The organism is Paenibacillus sp. FSL A5-0031 (assembly GCF_001956295.1).
Taxonomy (GTDB): Bacteria; Bacillota; Bacilli; order Paenibacillales; family Paenibacillaceae; genus Pristimantibacillus.
The window spans coordinates 121,653-138,883 of record NZ_MRTD01000016.1; the positions used below are offsets into that span (position 1 = coordinate 121,653).

The 17,231-nt window shown below is 44.6% G+C and carries 19 protein-coding genes; 7 read left to right on the forward strand and 12 right to left on the reverse strand.

The features are described from left to right. Positions 1–88 precede the first annotated feature (88 nt). The 3 genes from BK120_RS25220 to moaA are packed head-to-tail and all read right to left on the reverse strand — an operon-like array spanning position 89 to position 3,065. Positions 89–1,537 (reverse strand): bifunctional metallophosphatase/5'-nucleotidase, encoded by a 1,449-nt coding sequence (locus tag BK120_RS25220; RefSeq protein ID WP_083682421.1) that lies wholly within the window; start codon positions 1,535–1,537, stop codon positions 89–91. 42 nt (positions 1,538–1,579) lie between these two features. After that, a complete protein-coding gene (locus BK120_RS25225; RefSeq protein ID WP_083682423.1) occupies positions 1,580–2,074 on the reverse strand; it encodes a hypothetical protein in 495 nt (164 codons plus the stop codon). Beyond that, complete coding sequence (gene moaA, locus BK120_RS25230; protein WP_076270264.1) at positions 2,064–3,065, reverse strand: GTP 3',8-cyclase MoaA; 1,002 nt, start codon at positions 3,063–3,065, stop codon at positions 2,064–2,066. Before moaA ends, BK120_RS25225 begins: the two co-directional genes overlap by 11 nt. 102 nt (positions 3,066–3,167) lie before the next feature. On the opposite strand from moaA, the gene BK120_RS36305 reads away from it, so the two are divergent. From BK120_RS36305 to BK120_RS25250, 5 genes are all read left to right on the forward strand, one after another. Next, the gene (locus BK120_RS36305) at positions 3,168–3,902 is read left to right on the forward strand and encodes a molybdenum cofactor biosynthesis protein (RefSeq protein ID WP_076270265.1); all 735 of its coding nucleotides are present in this window, start codon (positions 3,168–3,170) and stop codon (positions 3,900–3,902) included. 58 nt (positions 3,903–3,960) lie between these two features. Beyond that, complete coding sequence (locus tag BK120_RS25240; protein ID WP_076270266.1) at positions 3,961–5,037, forward strand: ThiF family adenylyltransferase; 1,077 nt, start codon at positions 3,961–3,963, stop codon at positions 5,035–5,037. 92 nt (positions 5,038–5,129) lie between these two features. Further along, on the forward strand, positions 5,130–6,185 hold the full coding sequence (locus tag BK120_RS25245) for an HD-GYP domain-containing protein (RefSeq protein ID WP_076270267.1): 1,056 nt from the start codon (positions 5,130–5,132) through the stop codon (positions 6,183–6,185). Further along, positions 6,186–6,332 (forward strand): hypothetical protein, encoded by a 147-nt coding sequence (locus tag BK120_RS35525; RefSeq protein ID WP_179089889.1) that lies wholly within the window; start codon positions 6,186–6,188, stop codon positions 6,330–6,332. It abuts the gene before it with no gap. A gap of 16 nt (positions 6,333–6,348) precedes the next feature. Next, positions 6,349–7,467, forward strand: a complete 1,119-nt coding sequence (locus BK120_RS25250) for a YhfM domain-containing protein (protein ID WP_076270268.1) — start codon at positions 6,349–6,351, stop codon at positions 7,465–7,467. A gap of 86 nt (positions 7,468–7,553) precedes the next feature. Here BK120_RS25250 and sufB read toward each other — a convergent pair whose 3' ends face one another. From sufB to BK120_RS25280, 6 genes are all read right to left on the reverse strand, one after another. Next, positions 7,554–8,951: a Fe-S cluster assembly protein SufB gene (gene sufB / locus BK120_RS25255; protein WP_076270269.1), complete on the reverse strand. Its 1,398-nt coding sequence runs from the start codon at positions 8,949–8,951 to the stop codon at positions 7,554–7,556. Between the two features lie 28 nt (positions 8,952–8,979). Next, entirely contained in the window at positions 8,980–9,408 is a 429-nt protein-coding gene (gene sufU, locus BK120_RS25260) for a Fe-S cluster assembly sulfur transfer protein SufU (protein WP_076270270.1), read from the reverse strand. Then, entirely contained in the window at positions 9,395–10,621 is a 1,227-nt protein-coding gene (locus tag BK120_RS25265; protein ID WP_076270271.1) for a cysteine desulfurase, read from the reverse strand. The genes sufU and BK120_RS25265 overlap by 14 nt, the downstream gene beginning before the upstream one ends. Further along, positions 10,618–11,925, reverse strand: a complete 1,308-nt coding sequence (sufD, locus tag BK120_RS25270) for a Fe-S cluster assembly protein SufD (RefSeq protein WP_076270272.1) — start codon at positions 11,923–11,925, stop codon at positions 10,618–10,620. Before sufD ends, BK120_RS25265 begins: the two co-directional genes overlap by 4 nt. A 21-nt stretch (positions 11,926–11,946) precedes the next feature. Continuing rightward, the gene (sufC, locus tag BK120_RS25275) at positions 11,947–12,726 is read right to left on the reverse strand and encodes a Fe-S cluster assembly ATPase SufC (protein WP_076270273.1); all 780 of its coding nucleotides are present in this window, start codon (positions 12,724–12,726) and stop codon (positions 11,947–11,949) included. Positions 12,727–13,008: 282 nt separating this feature from the next. Next, on the reverse strand, positions 13,009–13,590 hold the full coding sequence (locus BK120_RS25280; RefSeq protein WP_256711017.1) for a DUF1802 family protein: 582 nt from the start codon (positions 13,588–13,590) through the stop codon (positions 13,009–13,011). A gap of 144 nt (positions 13,591–13,734) precedes the next feature. Between BK120_RS25280 and mtnK the strand changes: the two genes are divergently transcribed. Together mtnK and mtnA are read left to right on the forward strand one after the other, a co-directional pair. Continuing rightward, positions 13,735–14,946 (forward strand): S-methyl-5-thioribose kinase, encoded by a 1,212-nt coding sequence (gene mtnK / locus BK120_RS25285; RefSeq protein WP_076270275.1) that lies wholly within the window; start codon positions 13,735–13,737, stop codon positions 14,944–14,946. Positions 14,947–14,971: 25 nt separating this feature from the next. Beyond that, positions 14,972–16,027, forward strand: coding sequence for an S-methyl-5-thioribose-1-phosphate isomerase (mtnA, locus tag BK120_RS25290; RefSeq protein ID WP_076270276.1), 1,056 nt, complete (start codon positions 14,972–14,974; stop codon positions 16,025–16,027). An 81-nt stretch (positions 16,028–16,108) separates the two neighbouring features. Here the strand turns inward: mtnA and BK120_RS25295 are convergent, their stop codons facing one another. The 3 genes from BK120_RS25295 to BK120_RS25305 form a co-directional block, all read right to left on the reverse strand. After that, positions 16,109–16,414, reverse strand: a complete 306-nt coding sequence (locus tag BK120_RS25295) for a YunC family protein (protein WP_076270277.1) — start codon at positions 16,412–16,414, stop codon at positions 16,109–16,111. A 210-nt stretch (positions 16,415–16,624) separates the two neighbouring features. After that, on the reverse strand, positions 16,625–16,891 hold the full coding sequence (locus tag BK120_RS25300) for a hypothetical protein (RefSeq protein ID WP_076270278.1): 267 nt from the start codon (positions 16,889–16,891) through the stop codon (positions 16,625–16,627). 26 nt (positions 16,892–16,917) lie between these two features. Further along, positions 16,918–17,112 carry a transcription initiation factor TFIIIB gene (locus tag BK120_RS25305; RefSeq protein WP_076270279.1) on the reverse strand — a complete coding sequence of 65 codons (195 nt, stop codon included), beginning with the start codon at positions 17,110–17,112 and terminating at the stop codon, positions 16,918–16,920. Between the last annotated feature and the right edge of the window lie 119 nt (positions 17,113–17,231).

Sequence of the window (17,231 nt, forward strand, 5' to 3'; positions counted from 1 at the left end):
AATGTTAATGTACGGGATATACGGGAAAATCGCAACCATTTTATACTATTTTTTCGACATGAATTGTCGATATTTTTCATATTCTTTGTCAAATCGAGGCATTTTCCCATCTAAGCTGACAACATTCCGCCAATTCAGACGAATTTTGCAGCTGCGCTTCGATCACGTCTCGAATGAATTCAGGCAAATAATAGTTCACTTGCACCGCGTTAGCGAGCGACTCGTAACCCGCCTTGAAACTGAACATATCGATCGTTCCCAGCTTATACAGTCGTTCATCATCCAGCGTTTCTCCATTGACCGTTACCTGAATGAGTTTATCCATCGGCATTCTGTTCGAATCATAGGTAACGGACAAACCATCTATGGCAAGCGTTCCAAGCACTTCACCGCGAAAGCCGTATCCCTTGATCGGCTTATGAATAAATTCGGGCAGCAGCGCTTGCTCCAGCGCTGTCCTTATATCCGTGCCTGCGATGAGCATGAGGCACGGATTAATCGGCGACGGACAGAGGGCATGCAATTCGCCCGCTGTCACGTCCCCTTGCGCGAGGCCGCCGAGCAGCTGTCCAGCGTTGACGATGCCGATCTCGGCATCGGTCCAGCGGCGCAAGCCAGCGGCCAGCAGGTTGCCGAGCGGTGATTCCCGCTCGGCTCTGGCGGGCAGCGGCGCTGAAAGCCGGGCGATAACCCGGCTTAGGCGCTGCTGTCCCGCCTTTAGGTAGCTGCCGATGATGGCGGCAGCTTCGGGATGCTCTGCCATTGCGGCCGTAGGAACGCAGGTTGCGCGGTACATTGGGCGCGAGGAAACGGCGTCCATTCCGATTTCTACTCGCCCAATATACTCGCCGAATTTCCCGGCTGCACAAATCGTCGTATCACCGATAACAATCGGCTCTTCCAATAAATGATGGGTATGTGCTCCCAAAATAAGATCGATGCCCTCAAGCTTCTCCGCCATTTGCTTATCGAAGGTAATCCCAATATGGGACATCACTACCAGCACATCTACCTTATCTCTCAGCTTTGCCGCCTGTTCTTGCACCGCCGCGAATGGATCGGATACCTGCCAGCCTAGCAAGGAATAAAAGTCAGAAAAGGCCGCTGTGACGCCTATGATACCGATTCGAAGTTCATTTTTATCAATGATAATACTTGGCAGCAGCCAATCAGGCTGCTCACCTGTATCAGCCTCATGCATATTGGCACAAACGACAGCAAACTGAGCGCGATTGGTATACGCCTCCGAAATCGTCTGAGAAGAATAAGTAAGTCCTTCATTATTGCCAAGTGTTATTACTTCATAACCAGCTTGATTTAAAAGTTCTACATTAACAATCCCATCGCTGCCTTCGGTCTCCACTCGCATGCGATCCATATGGTCTCCGCAGTCTACCGCAAGCACTCGCTCATTGCCCCAGCTTCGTCTTTCCTCTGCGATAAATGAAGCGATCTTGGCGGCATGCTCCAAACGACTATGTATATCATTGCTATGAAGAAGCACTACCCGTGTACGAAAACTGTCCGTCAAATTCATGCACGCCTCCTTAATGCCTGTACTCAGCGACACAAAACCAGTCTACTTGTTATTACGCAAATCATTCATCGAAAAGGTATGCTTAAAACCATATGCTGCTTCAACCTGCGTATTTGGCTCATCGTGTCTAATTTTGAGTTTAACAATGCTTTTCACATTTAAGCATTTGCTGCTGCCGTTGGGCACATAAAGGCGGATAGGGCCTGCCTTCTGCAAAGGCAAGCCATTAATCCGGTAAAGCACAGCCGCCCGCTCAAGCTGCTCCCATGGAATAGTAGCCTCGAAAGAATCCCCCGCTTCAACAATTAAATAAGATGGCGTCTTGGACGCTGCAGCATTCTCAGAATTATTGTCCCTCATCCATGCAGCGTACCATTGATATAAGTCAAATGCTTCACCTTCAGCATCCGGCACTCTGCCCGCTATAAGGAAACTTGCGCCCGAAAGCTTTGCCATCTCCTCTGGGGTCGTAGCGGACATTCCTATCTCAAAATGTTCAATCTTGATCTCATGCATCAGCTGCTTCTCAGCCTCCAATCTGCGACATCCGCCGTTCGGTAGGAATATGAGTTTGTGCGCTGTCAGCCAGCTTAGCCGCCATTTCATGGTTTTCCGGCTTAATGTCCATCGATTTCAGCAGCAATTGCTGCATTTCCTCTGGATGCCCGAATGCTTCTCTTACATTCAGCTCATCTACCCAATATAAGCAAGGCTTAATGGACCCATCCGCTGTCAAGCGCAGCCGATTGCAATTGCTGCAGAAGTGATCGCTGATGGGATGAATAAGCCCGAAGGAGCCGCGGCCGCCCTTCATTTGCCAATCCTCTGAGGGGCCGTTTCCATGTACGTTTGGTCCGCGGCTAATCGTATAGCCCTCTTGCTCTGCTACTTCCAGTACACGTGAAAGCGGCAAATAATGCTTTTTCCAATTTTCATCCGCATGGCCGATTGGCATATATTCAATAAATCTAACATGCATCGGCTGCTCGTAGGCGAGTTTTAAAAATGCGGCAATTTCATCCTCATTTACTTCTTTAAGAAGGACGCAGTTCAGCTTAATAGGGTCGAAGCCTACTGCTGCTGCCGCTTCGATTCCTTCCATCACACGTTTTAATTCCCCGCTTCTTGCAATAAAACGAAATCTTGCGGAGTCCAGCGTATCTAAACTAATATTGACGCGATTCAAGCCTGCTGCACGAAGCGCTTCCGCTTGTTTGGCTAGAAAAACACCATTCGTCGTTAATGCTATATCTTTAATGCCAGCTATGGCAGATAATCTTTTAATTAAACCATCGAGACCCGGCCTTATAAGCGGCTCGCCTCCGGTAATGCGCAGCTTCGTAATGCCAAGCGCCGCACCCGCCTCAACAACCTCGACAATTTGATCATAGGAAAGTAAATTTTCTGATTCTGTGAATTCCATTCCTTCCTCAGGCATGCAATACAAGCATCGCAAATTACAACGATCCGTTACTGAAATACGCAAGTAATCGTGTACCCGTCCAAAACGATCCGTCAATGTCGGCATGACCTTCACTCCCTTTCTGTACGAGTATAAGCATAACATTTTTTCTTGAATTATGATATTCTATAAACAGCTTCAAGCCTATACGATGAGAGGTTTTATACCATGAAATATGACTGGATTATTAAACTATTTGCAGGGCTTCCCGAGCGAATTGGAGCCCCTTCCATACAGCTGCAATCTGATTTGGAGAAAATGAGCGTAGCCGATCTGAAAGCCGCCATTTCTGACGAATACCCAGATCATCAAGCATTAATACAAATAGCTTTTATCGCATGCAACCACGTTTACGCCGCCGAGGATATGATCGTACACGCCTCTGACGAGCTAGCCCTGCTTCCGCCAGTATCCGGAGGAGAAGAGAAACAAGAGCTTGCCAAGGAGCCTATAGAGCGCTATATCGTAACAAACGATGTCATTAGCTCCGATGCTGTGCTTGCAAAAGTTATCGTACCGGAAAATGGTGCCTCAATTGCATTTGTAGGAACAACGCGTGAATGGACACATGGGCAGCGTACGGTACGGCTTGAATATGAAGCGTATGCACCGATGGCCGTTGCAACGATGCAGCAAATCGGCAATGAAATTGCCGAGCGCTGGCATGGCGCCTTATGTGCCATCAGCCATAGAATTGGCGTTGTTGGCCTCGCTGAGACAAGCGTCGTTATCGCGGTGTCTTCCCCCCACCGTGACAGCTGCTACGAGGCGAGCCGCTATGCCATTGAACGTCTTAAACAAATCGTTCCTATATGGAAGAAAGAAATTTGGGAAGACGGATCAGAATGGAAAGGGCATCAGCTTGGCCCGTGGAATCCTACTGAACAATTAAAGGACTTTTAGAATTACAACTAGGCGTGTTGAACATGGCTTCACAATGCTTTTAAGGAGATTAGCAAAAATGAACAAACCAATCATACAAAATAACGCTGCGCCTGAAATATCAGGCGTGGGATCAGCTCGTTATGCGAGACAAATCCGCTTCTCTCCCGTTGGAGAGAAAGGACAGCAGCTGCTTGCCGGCAGTCGCGCAGCGGTCGTTGGCATGGGTGCGCTTGGTTCTGTCATCGCCCAGCATTTGGTCAGATCCGGCGTTGGATATGTGCGTATTATAGACCGGGACATTATTGAATGGAGTAATTTACAGCGGCAAATGCTGTATACCGAAGAAGATGTATTATCGCTGCTCCCCAAAGCAGAGGCCGCTGCTGCGCATTTGCGAGCCATGAACAGCTCTGTCTTCATTGATCCGATAGTTGCTGATTTGACGGCAATGAATGCGGAGGAATTACTCGCTGATGTTGATCTTATCGTTGATGGCAGTGACAACTTCTCTGTTCGATATTTAATTAATGATTATAGCGTGAAATACAGCATTCCTTGGATTTATGGCGGAGCCGTCGGCGCATCGGGCATGACGATGACGATTATACCAGGTGAATCCCCCTGCTACCGATGCTTGTTCAATGAACCGCCACCGCCTGGAACGACCGATACTTGTGAAACGTCAGGTGTCATCTCTCCCGTCGTTGACATCATCGGCTCTCTTCAAGCTACGGAAGCCATTAAGCTGCTCTCAGGCAACAAGAACGCACTTCACGGCACCTTATTTCAAGTTGACCTTTGGAATCATGCTTGGCTTCCTATTTCTGTGGCCAAATCGAAGCGAAGCCATTGCGACTGCTGCGGAAATAGGCAGTTTGCATTTTTGGAAGACCAAATGTCAGGATCAGCTGCTGCTCTATGCGGCCGCCATTCTGTGCAAATTACACCGAGTCAAGATGCTCTACTGAATTTGGAAGAGTTAGCTGAACGTTTAAAGCCGGTTGGCACAATAACACGCAATCGTTTTTTACTGCGAATTGAACTTGAGGCTGATTTGACCTTAGTCCTGTTCCAGGATGGCCGAGCCATCGTCCAAGGCACAGATCAATTAGCAAAAGCAAGGTCGCTTTATGCTGAATTATTAGGTAATTAGTCGCTATTATAATACCCTCATATTGCCAATCCGATCAATCATTGCTACTATTGTAGGTATATCTTTTCTACTACTACCAATGAGGTGTCTCGATGAGAGTTCATGTTACAGAATTAATTAATGGAGACCGTTTAAGCAATGACACTTTCAACAATTACGGACTTCATGTACTCTCCAAAGGAACAGTACTCAATAACCAAGATATATCAAGATTATTTCAACATCAAATGGACTATATTGATATAGATGAAAGAGCAAGCGAAGAAACGGAAGGTCGTACACTTGAATCTACTATAAATCCCAAGTGGCTTCCTACCGTTCAGCCCCTTTACGAAAACGCTGTCAAAAGCTTTGAGGGATTATTCACGAAAGCGAATCTGCAAGGAAAAGTAGATGTCGAGGAAGTAACATCCATCTTCCAGCCTCTACTGAGCAACCTCCAAATGGAACGCGATGTTGTATCTATGCTGCTATTGCTCAATTCTAAAGACGATTATACGTATCAGCATTCCGTGCAGGTCGGTATGTTGTCCTATTATCTCGCTACTTGGGTGGGATACTCCAATGAAGAAGCTGTTCGAATCGGCAACGCCGGCTTCCTCCATGATATCGGAAAATGCCGAATTGAAGAGAGTATTTTGAATAAGCCTGGGAAGCTGACTGATGAAGAGTACGAAGAAGTGAAGAGACACACCGTTTACGGACATGAGATTATTTCAGATTCACTGGATGAACCCTTTGTAGCCATTGGAGCACTTCAACATCATGAGCGAAATGATGGCACTGGATATCCTCAAGGTCTGAAGGGTGATGAGATTCATCCCGTATCCAAGATCATTGCTGTAGTCGATATTTACAGTGCGATGATTTCCCAGCGCGTATATCAACAGAAGCGTGATTTGCTTTTTGTGCTAAAGGAACTTTATCAGCTGAGCTTCAAAGAGCTTGATCCCTATACAACCCACACCTTTATTAAACATATGATGCCTAATTTCATAGGCAAAAGAATTGAGCTTGTAGGTGGAGAAAGTGGAATTATCGTCATGACTCACCCTACCGAGTTTTTCCGCCCGCTTATTCAAATTGGTGAAGAATTCATCGATATGGCCATTGAGCGTGAGTACGAAATCCAGCAGGTTTACATTTAAATGTTTCAAAAACAACCCGAATTGCAGATCATATCTGCGATTGCGGGTTGTTTTTTTATGCTTCCGCTTATTCTTATCAGCCACGTTCGCAACTTATACATTGATTTTATCGTTGTTATTGTAAATGATACCAAATATGCAAATTAAGAATAGAGGTGATAGAGTGAGAAGCATTTTAGCAATAATCATTATCGCTTTAATGATGACCGGCTGCAAATCCGAAGCAATAAGCAATACACCAACTGTTCAACCAAACGAGCTAGCAAGCAATGAACCGAACCAACAGCCAAATCGTACCAGCGAAAAAGTGGTCATTTACAGTCTCAAGGACGGTGATGGCAGCAAGGAAGCTATTGAATCCATCTATCAGACCATAACCGAAGCGGATCTTGTAGAAGTATTTAAAAAAGCTTTTGAAGAAGCTGAAGCACTAAAAGGTGTCATAAAAATGACAGCTCCAACTTATAAAGTAATAATCGGCAGCTCTGAATATTATCTTTTGATCGGTGAAGATAAGACAGATTCAATCGTTGATTTAGATGACTCGCATACGATGTTTAGGCTATCTACTTCTGACACGATTAAGATTCGAGAAATATTATCTTGGTCAAAGCCAGAGAAAGCAGTACAAGGTCTTGTTATGGACAAAAAAGTAATCACTCGAGATGATTCTTATCGTGTATTAGTCGCAACAAATTGGACTAAACAAGAGAAAATGACGACGGATGATTGGTTTGCAAAAGCAGAACAGAACCGTGAGTTAGCGTGGTACACAATCGATAAAGAAATCTATGATAAGCTGCATATTAGTCAGCCAGTCGCTATAAGAGCAGCAGCAATGCAGCTTGATTCATCGCCACCCATTCGGTTCTCCATTACGGCACAAATCATTGATCCTATATTAACCAAATCATCCCTTTATTTAAATCTAATCGAAGAAGAATTATACAATCAGCAGCTGCTTTTAACTCCGATCAGCCCGGATAAGGAATGGATTTTGGATGGTATTAAGCCTAGCAGATATACGGTTAGTCCTATAAACAATGAAGCTGACTCTACTCGCCTAGAGCAGGTTTCAATCTATATTTTTAATTCGGAGCAGCAGCTTGAAGACGGTCTAAAGGATTTTCAAAAACAAACCGAATTGATTAATATGCTTTATCCTCGTATTTATAAGTTAAACAATGCGATGATCTTTTATTGGGCTCATGGCAACATGGAAGAAACCGCTAAGCTTGGCAGCTATTTCGATAAAGCAGTAAAGCTACTAATGGAAAAATAGATGGAGACGATGAACAAAGAAAATGGGCTGCCCTAAAGTAGAAAATTCTACTTTGGGACAGCCCATTTTTCCTGTTGGGTTTATCGTTAACCGATAGAACCTTCCATTTCGAACTTGATCAAACGGTTCATCTCTACCGCATATTCCATCGGCAGTTCTTTCGTGAACGGCTCGATGAAGCCCATTACGATCATTTGCGTTGCTTCCGCTTCGCTTAGACCACGGCTCATGAGGTAGAACAGTTGATCCTCAGAAACCTTCGACACTGTTGCTTCATGCTCAAGTGTGATGTTATCGTTCAAAATCTCGTTATAAGGAATCGTATCAGACGTTGATTCGTTATCAAGAATAAGCGTATCACATTTGATATTAGCTTTCGCGCCGTCGGAGTTGCGTCCGAAGGATGCAAGACCACGGTATGTTACTTTACCGCCGTGTTTACTGATTGATTTGGAAATAATTGTCGAGCTCGTGTCTGGCGCAAGGTGAGTCATTTTTGCCCCTGCATCCTGATGCTGGCCTTTGCCGGCAACGGCAATGGACAATACCATACCTTTTGCTCCGCGACCGCGAAGAACAACAGCTGGGTACTTCATCGTCAGCTTGGAGCCGATGTTTCCATCTACCCATTCCATCGTTGCATTCTCATCAGCTACCGCACGTTTTGTAACCAGGTTGTAGATATTCGGTGCCCAGTTTTGAATCGTTGTGTAACGAACGCGTGCATTTTTCTTAACCAAGATTTCAACTACCGCACTGTGCAAAGAGTTTGTGCTGTAAACGGGAGCTGTACAGCCTTCTACATAGTGAACGGAGCTGTCTTCATCGGCAATAATAAGCGTACGCTCAAATTGACCCATGTTCTCGGAGTTAATACGGAAGTATGCCTGCAAAGGCACTTCGCATTTCACGCCTTTTGGTACGTAGATAAAGCTTCCGCCTGACCATACCGCACTGTTCAAAGCAGCAAATTTATTGTCGTTCGGAGGAATAATCGTTCCGAAATATTCTTTCATAAGCTCAGGATACTCACGAAGCGCAGTATCAGTATCTGTGAAGATAACGCCTTGCTTCTCAAGATCCTCTTGCATGCTGTGATAAACGACCTCGGACTCATATTGAGCCGATACGCCTGCTAGAAACTTTTGCTCAGCTTCTGGAATACCCAGCTTGTCGAATGTTTCTTTAATTTCGGAAGGAACTTCCTCCCATGTTTTCCCTTGCTTGTCTGAAGCACGAACATAATATTGGATGTCGTCAAAATCAAGCTCATCCATGTTGCCGCCCCATTTAGGCATCGGCATTTTGAAAAATTGCTCAAGTGATTTCAAGCGGAAATCCAGCATCCACTCCGGCTCGCCTTTAATATCCGAAATCGTACGCACGATTTCTTCCGTTAAACCTTTGCCTGATTCGAATACGGCTTTGTGCTCGTCACGGAAACCATACTTATAATCTTCCATTTCCGGCATTGATTTAGCCATGGTCATTCACGCTCCTCATAAATCTAGTTTAATGTGATTCTTGCTGCTCGATCCCTTTGCGTAAGGCGTTCCACGCTAGTGTCGCACACTTAATTCTTGCAGGGAATTTGTTTACACCAGAAAGTGCATCCAATTCCTCATATTCATCAAATTCAACCGGTTCGCCTTTCATTAGAGCTGAGAATTTCTCAGCCATGGCAAGCGCCTCATCAAATGTTTTTCCTTTTATCGCCTCTGTCATCATCGATGCAGAGCTCATGCTGATAGAACAGCCTTCACCACTGAATTTCGCATTGGCAACTTGGCCGTCTACGACCTGCAGCTGCAGCGAAATACGATCGCCACAGGTAGGGTTATTCAGGTTAATGGTAACTGATTCTTCATCCAAGGTACCGCGATTTCGAGGGTTTTTATAATGATCCATAATGACTCTGCGATATAAATCATCCAATTGCATGACCGAAGAACTCCTTTGTTTGTAGTAAGGCATCGGCTAAGCGGTCAATTTCATCTTCAGTATTATATAAATAAAAGCTTGCTCTTGCCGTTGCCGATACATTCAACCAACGCATTAGCGGCTGGCAGCAGTGATGGCCTGCACGAATCGCAATGCCTTTGGAATCAAGCACGGTCGCAACATCATGCGGATGCACATCATCCAAGTTGAATGTGATGAGTCCTACACGATTTTGCTTCGGACCGTACAATGTGATGCCTTCCAGCGAAGATAGCTTCTCGTAAGCATATGTGGCTAAACGTCTCTCATGCTGATCAATTTCATCTAGTCCAATTTCTTGTAGGAAGTCAATTGCAGCACCGAGTCCAACCGCACCCGCAATAATGGGAGTGCCGCCTTCAAAGCGGTACGGAATCTCTTTCCACGTAGACTCATAAAGATCAACAAAATCAATCATCTCGCCGCCATACTCAATCGGCTCCATCTTGTTAAGCAGTGCCTTCTTGCCATATAATGCACCGATGCCCGTAGGACCACACATTTTATGACCAGAAAAAGCATAAAAATCAACATCCAAATCTTGGAGATCAATCTTCATATGCGGTGTGCTCTGAGCACCATCCACGACCATAATGGCACCGTTACGATGTGCAATTTGGGTAATTTCTTTAATCGGATTTATGAGACCGAGCACGTTCGAGACGTAAGTGATGGAAACCACCTTGGTCTGTGGAGTGATCGTCTTCTCAATATCCTCAAGAGAAATGGTGCCATCGGGCTGCATCGGGATATATTTCAACGTTGCGCCAGTGGCCTTAGCAGCCTGCTGCCACGGAATTAAATTACTGTGATGCTCCATCGGTGTGATGACAATTTCATCACCTTCACCGCATACACTGCGTGCATAGCTTGAAGCAACCAAGTTTAGTGCTGTTGTAGTACCGCGTGTGAAAATAATTTGCTCCGGTGCTCCCGCATTCAGAAACTTCGCTACCTTCTCGCGCGCTCCCTCATAGGCATCAGTCGCCCTGGAACCAAGTGTATGCACACCGCGATGAACGTTCGCGTTATCCAGCTCATAGTACCGATTAACCGCATCAATGACGGAGCGCGGCTTCTGCGAAGATGCCGCGCTGTCCAGATAAACGAGCGGGTGCCCGTTTATTTCTTGATGCAATATCGGGAACTGCTCCCGAATCGCATTTATATTCATCCCTCTAGCTTCCTTTCGAGCAAACGCTGAAGCTGACCGCGTACCGCCTCGACTGGAATTTCCGATACGACTGGAGCCAAGAAGCCGTAAATAATTAGACGTTCAGCGTCTTGCTTAGATATACCGCGAGACATTAGGTAATATACCTGCTCAGGGTTTACTTGCCCCACGCTTGCTGCGTGGCCTGCTGTTACATCATCTTCATCTATAAGCAAAATCGGATTGGCATCGCCGCGCGCTTTAGGGCTCAGCATGAGCACCTTCTCGGTTTGTACACCGTTCGCTTTCGTCGCACCCTTCTCGATTTTTGTAATTCCGTTAATGATCGCTGAAGCGGAATCCTTCATTACTGCACGTGTTACCATGTTGCTGTCGGAGCTTTTGCCGAAGTGAACGGCCCCAGTCGTCAAGCTGTTTTGTTGAGCGTTTTTGCCTACGCTGATTACTTTTGCATCAGAAGTAGAGCCTGTGCCCTTCAACATGGATTTCGTGTCAGACAACGTATTTCCGTCATTCAAATCACCGATAATCCATTCCATTTGGCCGTCGTTTTCAATAACCGAACGACGGATTGACATATCCACGCCCGTCTCAGCCATATGGTGGATGGAGCTGAAACGAACATGAGCGCCTGGCTTCACGAACACTTCAACAACAGATGGATGTACGAAAGGAGCACTGCTTGCTCCCGGTTCGGATACAACACAATCCACATATGTCACTCGGCTATTATTGTCCGCTACGATCAAGATATGCGGAGCAAATGTCGCTTCAGCATTATCATTGTAAAAAATCGCTTGAAGCGGCAGCTCGACTTCAACATCTTTAGGAACGTAAACGAATACGCCGCCGTTCCAAAGTGCTGCATGAAGTGCTGTAAGCTTATCTTCGTCCTTCGCTACTGCTTGGAACAAATATTTTTGAACGAGGTCGCCATGCTCTTTGCATGCCGTCTCCAAATCTGTGAAAATAACGCCTTTGCTAGCCAATTCGTTTGAAAACTGATTCCATACGATGCCGGAATTACGTTGAACAAGCAAATTTTCAGTTCCTTCTGTGATCAATTCACGAACAGCTTGTGGAAGTTCGCTAATTGCTCCAACCGTTGTCGGTTGCTCGTAGTTTCCTAGTGCCGTCAAATTCCACCGTTCAATACGAACCTTCTCCGGCTTAGGCCATCCGAGTGTTCCGGCAAGGTCTGCCGCTTCTCCGCGCAGTTCAACAAGCCAGTTCGGCTCGCCTTTACTACGTGCCAGCGCTTCAGCAGCTTGACGGTTGGCCTGCGTTGATAGTTGTGTACTCATCCGTTTTGCCCCCTTCTCTGCTTAAGCCTGACCGACCGTTTCATCTTCGATTCCAAGCTCTTCTTTTACCCAATCATAACCTTCGTTTTCCAAACGCTCAGCCAGCTCAGGACCACCCGATTTAACGATGCGGCCTTGCATCATAACATGTACATAGTCTGGAGTAATATAGTTAAGCAAACGCTGATAGTGAGTGATGATAAGGAAACCGCGATCTTCCGAACGCATAGCATTTACGCCTTGTGAAACGATACGAAGTGCATCTATGTCAAGACCTGAATCGATCTCATCAAGAACAACGATTTTCGGATCAAGAAGCATCATTTGCAAAATTTCGTTACGTTTTTTCTCGCCGCCTGAGAAACCTTCGTTAAGGTAACGGTGAGCGAATTCAGCATTCATTTCAAGCTCTTTCATTTTACTTTCCATTTTGCGAATGAATTTAATCAACGAGATTTCATTGCCTTCGCCAAGACGTGCATTTAGCGCACTGCGTAAAAAGTCAGAGTTCGTTACGCCTGGAATTTCACTTGGATATTGCATTGCAAGAAACAAACCAGCAAGTGCGCGCTCGTCAACACCCATTTCAAGGATGTCAGCGCCATCTAGTACTGCCGTTCCTTCTGTTACTTCATATTTAGGATGTCCCATCAAAGCGGATGCCAGTGTAGATTTACCGGTACCGTTCGGGCCCATGATTGCGTGAATTTCTCCACCTTTAATTTCTAGGTTAATACCTTTCAAAATCTCTTTTCCGTCGATAGCCGCTTTCAGACCATCAATGACAAAATGAGTAGACATAATATGCTGATCCCTCCAAGGTTGGTTTAATTCGCTCAGTCACTTCTATAAATAATAGACTTTCTATTATAGAGTGATTCTCAATGATTCTCAATAATCATTTTAATATAGTTTTTGTTATAAATCAATGTGAGATGTCTTTGATTCATTGATAATGTCTTTTTATTGTAGATATAAATCGAAAAGCTAAAGGTTGATTTCGGCTTATATTTCTCCTATTTCACCTTTAATCGGCAATTAGATGGGTTTTCCTCGTAAGATCCTTTGATCAAAATAAATCTTTTATGCCAATTCATTTTTAATCTTTTGAACTTCTGACAGAAATGTTTCTTCATCCAGTACAGGCAGCATTTTTGGAGATTGTATTTCATCTTCCATTCTTACCCAAGATTTGCATCCATTATAAGCAGGCCTCATCGAAATTTCCAAAGGCGTCTCCAATCGGTAAACACGGAGCAATAAAACATGCAGCGGCTTGGTTTTTTTCCAGCGCAATCTTTCCTCTGCAAACGTATCTGTCCATATATGCAAATCGCGTAAACGATCGAGTGTTTCTTGATCCGTTACTTCAATATCTTCAACGACCTCGGCGTAAGCTTCTAGCTTAATCGTTTCCATGTCTATCGACCAATTCGCTAACGTTTCTTCCAAACCGTCAACATATTGCTCCTTTAAAAGATGCTTCTTTTGGTGCTCGTACGCAGGCATTAAATAAAAGCTAGGGCTAATAAGCTGGAAATCTCGCGTTTCTTCAATGATTCCGCCTTTACGCATAACGATAATTTGCTGCCCCTCTGCGAGCGCTTTTACACTGACAGCCCACTCTTTCAAAGCGATCGACTGTTGTTCATTTTGTGCAGTCACTATACTTCCTCCATCCAACTTGTCTATAATTGATAACATTATATCAAATGAGGGTATTCCAAGGCGAAATAATATACATTATACTATGTTGAGATGAATACTGGGCATTGCTGCCCAACTACTATAAACCGGAGGTGGACAGCCGTGTCTGCATATCATCCATTATCAGAACAAGAAGCCATTCAAATAGCTCTTTCGCTTGACGGTTATTTCCCAGAGGGAGCAAGTTTAACCAGCCGAGAAATTGGAGACGGTAATTTAAACTTGGTTTTCCACATTGTTGATTCTAGCAGCGGCAAGAGCCTTATTATGAAACAGGCGCTTCCTTATGCTAAAGTTGTTGGTGAGTCTTGGCCGCTTACACTCGATCGTGCACGTATTGAAAGTGATAAGCTTATTTTGGAAGGCGAGCTTGCTCCTGGACTTGTTCCAAACGTTTATAAATATGACCCAGAGCTCTATCTCACCATTATGGAAGATCTCAGCGATCATATTATCATGCGTCAAGGGTTGATTGGCGGAACACGTTATCCTAAATTCGCGGACGATATTTCAACATTTATGGCGCGGACTTTATTTTTCACCTCTGATCTTGGCATGAACCAGCAGGAAAAGAAGCAGCGCGTAAAAGCTTTTATTAATCCTGAGTTATGTAAAATAACAGAGGATCTCATATTCGACGATCCTTATACCAATTCGCCTAACAACAGCTTTGATCCAGCAATTCAGGATGCTGCTGAGGCGCTTTGGCAGGATTCACAGCTTCATCTTGAAGTATCGATTTTGCGTGACAAATTTTTAACAAATGCACAAGCGCTGTTGCATGGCGATCTTCATACGGGCAGTGTTTTCGTAACGCCTGAATCTACAAAGGTCATCGATCCTGAATTCGCTTATTATGGGCCAATTGGCTTCGACATTGGTGCTGTTATTGCGAATTTGCTTCTCAACTTTGCAGGGCAAGAGCATTGGAGCACGGATACAGAAACGAGAAATGACTTCCGTCGTTATTTGACCGATTCGGTACGTGATGTGTGGAACCTATTCGATCAAAAATTCCGTGCATTATGGGATGAGCATGGTCTTGATCGTATTGCTTCTTCAACACCAGGCTATCAAGATTATTATATGAATCGTTTGCTGCAGGACGCTGTTGGTTTTGCAGGCTGCAAAATCGTACGCCGAATCGTCGGTTTGTCTCATGTAATTGATGTAGATCGTATCCCTGATGCAGCTGCAAAAGAGAAAGCTCAGCGCCTTGCTCTTGCTATTGGAACATCGCTGATTCGCAACAACCGCAATACGCAATCCATTGAGGAAGTTATCGACGTTGCCTTATCACTTGCAAATAAATGATTGAACACAGAGAGGAAATGACACCATGACAACAAATAATTATGCTGGCTTGCAATCGGTTATTTGGACCGAAGACAGGCTTGATCTACTTGACCAACGGCTTTTGCCAGAAGAAATCGTTTATTTGCCTTTAACGACAGCAGAGGATGTATGGGAAGCGATTCGCCACTTAAAAGTACGCGGAGCTCCAGCCATCGGCATTTCAGCAGCTTACGGCGTCGTTCTAGGCAGCCGTGATGAGCAAACCACTGAGGCATGGCTCGCGCAAGTCGTCAAGCAAGCAGAATATCTCGCGACTTCAAGACCAACCGCTGTTAACTTGTTCTGGGCACTTGATCGCATGAAAGCAGCTGCCGCTTCTTACATCGAGAAAGGCTTGTCGCTCGAGGAAAGCAAAGCCGCTCTGCTAACGGAAGCAATCGCGATTCAAAGCGAAGATGAAGAAACAAACAGAATGATCGGTGAACATGCACTATCATTGTTTAAAGATGATATGGGCGTATTGACACACTGTAATGCTGGCGGCTTGGCTACGGCTAAATATGGCACAGCTCTTGCACCCTTCTACTTAGCCTTGGAACGCGGTATTACACTGCGTGTATATGCTGACGAGACGCGTCCTGTCCTTCAAGGCGCTCGGTTAACAGCATTTGAATTGCAGCAGGCAGGCGTCGATGTTACGCTTATTTGCGACAACATGGCTGGTATGATTATGGCTAAGGGCTGGGTAGATGCGGTTATCGTAGGTACTGACCGCGTTGCTGCAAATGGTGATGTAGCTAACAAAATTGGAACGTACAGCGTAGCTGTACTCGCTAAAGCTCATGGCATTCCTTTTTATGTAGCAAGCCCTCTTTCCACAATTGATTTGAATACGCCGACTGGTTCTGAAATTCCAATTGAAGAACGCAACGCGGAAGAAATTACAGAGGGCTTCGGCAAGCGCACTGCTCCTCAAGGCATTAAAGTATACAATCCAGCATTCGACGTAACGCCTAATGAATATGTAACAGCCATTATTACTGAAAAAGGTATCGTCCAAGCGCCATACGATGTTAACCTTCGCAAGCTGTTTGAATAATCACTAAATAATAAGAGCCCTAATCCGATGTTCGCGGCATTCACGCGTACAGCTTGATTGGGGCTCTTTGTTTTATTTTTGTTAAAGCATCAATTGGAGCGCTTCCGAGCCCTTCATGCCTACTACAACACCCTTTGTCTCTGCTGTTAAAGTAACCGATTCCAAAGGGGCTTCCATCAACTCTTCCAACGTTTTTACTCCGACAGCTCTGCCAGCTATAATTTCCCGGTCTTTGAGTCGCTCATTAAGCAGAGAAACATCAAGCGCACCGCACATAATATATCCTTTGTCCGTCATGATAGCGAGCAAAGTTGTTTTGGGCAGCTTCACTTCAACGCCAAGAACGGTTTCTCCATTCTCCAGTGTGAAAGGAACCATCCGCATCATATAGGATCCACCCCCTTTTTTTACATAATGTAAGAGGCAATGCACTGCAACATCAGTATATGCAAAAGTAAATTTGCAGTGTTGGACGTTTGCTCATTTATGCAGTGGTTGAGGGGTGAAATCACAAATGCAGTCACATATTTATGAGTGAATCAATTTGCTCTGCCAGCTCTTGTTGCATGTTGGAGACCACATGAAACAGAGTTTTCATTACCCTAAAAAATTCAGCTCTTCTTTAATTTTCTTTATCTCATTTATAGCATGTTCAATCAAATTTCTATTGATTTTTTCACCAGTGTATACATTGTAATCATCAATTACTTCTATTAGATATTCCTTCAATTCGGCATCAGACTTATCCAGCAATTCTATACTATGCCATTCTCCATCCCAAATCGCAGCAACACGCTGCCTATCATCGTCATTTGTTTCGTCAAAATAAAATACCCAATAATTATACTTCTTATTGATTTTCATCTCCTCATCTCCGTAAAATGAAACCGTTATTTATCCTCAAATTTATGTGGCTCAATAACAAAACTTTTTAATATATATCCACACTTTATACAAATTACATGAGTAACATCTGATCCTAATGTTAGCATTTTTTTCATAGGGTATACTCTGGCTTCACCGTGCGACTTACCTTTCCCAAAGTTGGTTCCTCCACATTCGGGACAAAATTCTTCTTTTTTCATCTCGAACCTCTCCCTTTGAAATTAACCTTTCCTTGCCTTGCTAATCAAACTAATCACAACCTAACGGATACTTACTATCCTTATACTTATACGTCAGGTACTCCTGCACCTTCCCCCTT

What these genes read in the sequence shown, in the direction of transcription:
- sufU (WP_076270270.1), bottom strand. Translation starts at nt 9,408, where the DNA reads ATGCAATTGGATGATTTATATCGCAGAGTCATTATGGATCATTATAAA.
- sufD (WP_076270272.1), bottom strand. Translation starts at nt 11,925, where the DNA reads ATGAGTACACAACTATCAACGCAGGCCAACCGTCAAGCTGCTGAAGCG.
- sufB (WP_076270269.1), bottom strand. Translation starts at nt 8,951, where the DNA reads ATGGCTAAATCAATGCCGGAAATGGAAGATTATAAGTATGGTTTCCGT.
- BK120_RS35525 (WP_179089889.1), top strand. Translation starts at nt 6,186, where the DNA reads ATGTTTCAAAAACAACCCGAATTGCAGATCATATCTGCGATTGCGGGT.
- BK120_RS25305 (WP_076270279.1), bottom strand. Translation starts at nt 17,112, where the DNA reads ATGAAAAAAGAAGAATTTTGTCCCGAATGTGGAGGAACCAACTTTGGG.
- moaA (WP_076270264.1), bottom strand. Translation starts at nt 3,065, where the DNA reads ATGCCGACATTGACGGATCGTTTTGGACGGGTACACGATTACTTGCGT.
- mtnA (WP_076270276.1), top strand. Translation starts at nt 14,972, where the DNA reads ATGACAACAAATAATTATGCTGGCTTGCAATCGGTTATTTGGACCGAA.
- BK120_RS25265 (WP_076270271.1), bottom strand. Translation starts at nt 10,621, where the DNA reads ATGAATATAAATGCGATTCGGGAGCAGTTCCCGATATTGCATCAAGAA.
- BK120_RS25295 (WP_076270277.1), bottom strand. Translation starts at nt 16,414, where the DNA reads ATGATGCGGATGGTTCCTTTCACACTGGAGAATGGAGAAACCGTTCTT.
- BK120_RS25300 (WP_076270278.1), bottom strand. Translation starts at nt 16,891, where the DNA reads ATGAAAATCAATAAGAAGTATAATTATTGGGTATTTTATTTTGACGAA.
- BK120_RS25245 (WP_076270267.1), top strand. Translation starts at nt 5,130, where the DNA reads ATGAGAGTTCATGTTACAGAATTAATTAATGGAGACCGTTTAAGCAAT.
- BK120_RS36305 (WP_076270265.1), top strand. Translation starts at nt 3,168, where the DNA reads ATGAAATATGACTGGATTATTAAACTATTTGCAGGGCTTCCCGAGCGA.
- BK120_RS25240 (WP_076270266.1), top strand. Translation starts at nt 3,961, where the DNA reads ATGAACAAACCAATCATACAAAATAACGCTGCGCCTGAAATATCAGGC.
- BK120_RS25220 (WP_083682421.1), bottom strand. Translation starts at nt 1,537, where the DNA reads ATGAATTTGACGGACAGTTTTCGTACACGGGTAGTGCTTCTTCATAGC.
- sufC (WP_076270273.1), bottom strand. Translation starts at nt 12,726, where the DNA reads ATGTCTACTCATTTTGTCATTGATGGTCTGAAAGCGGCTATCGACGGA.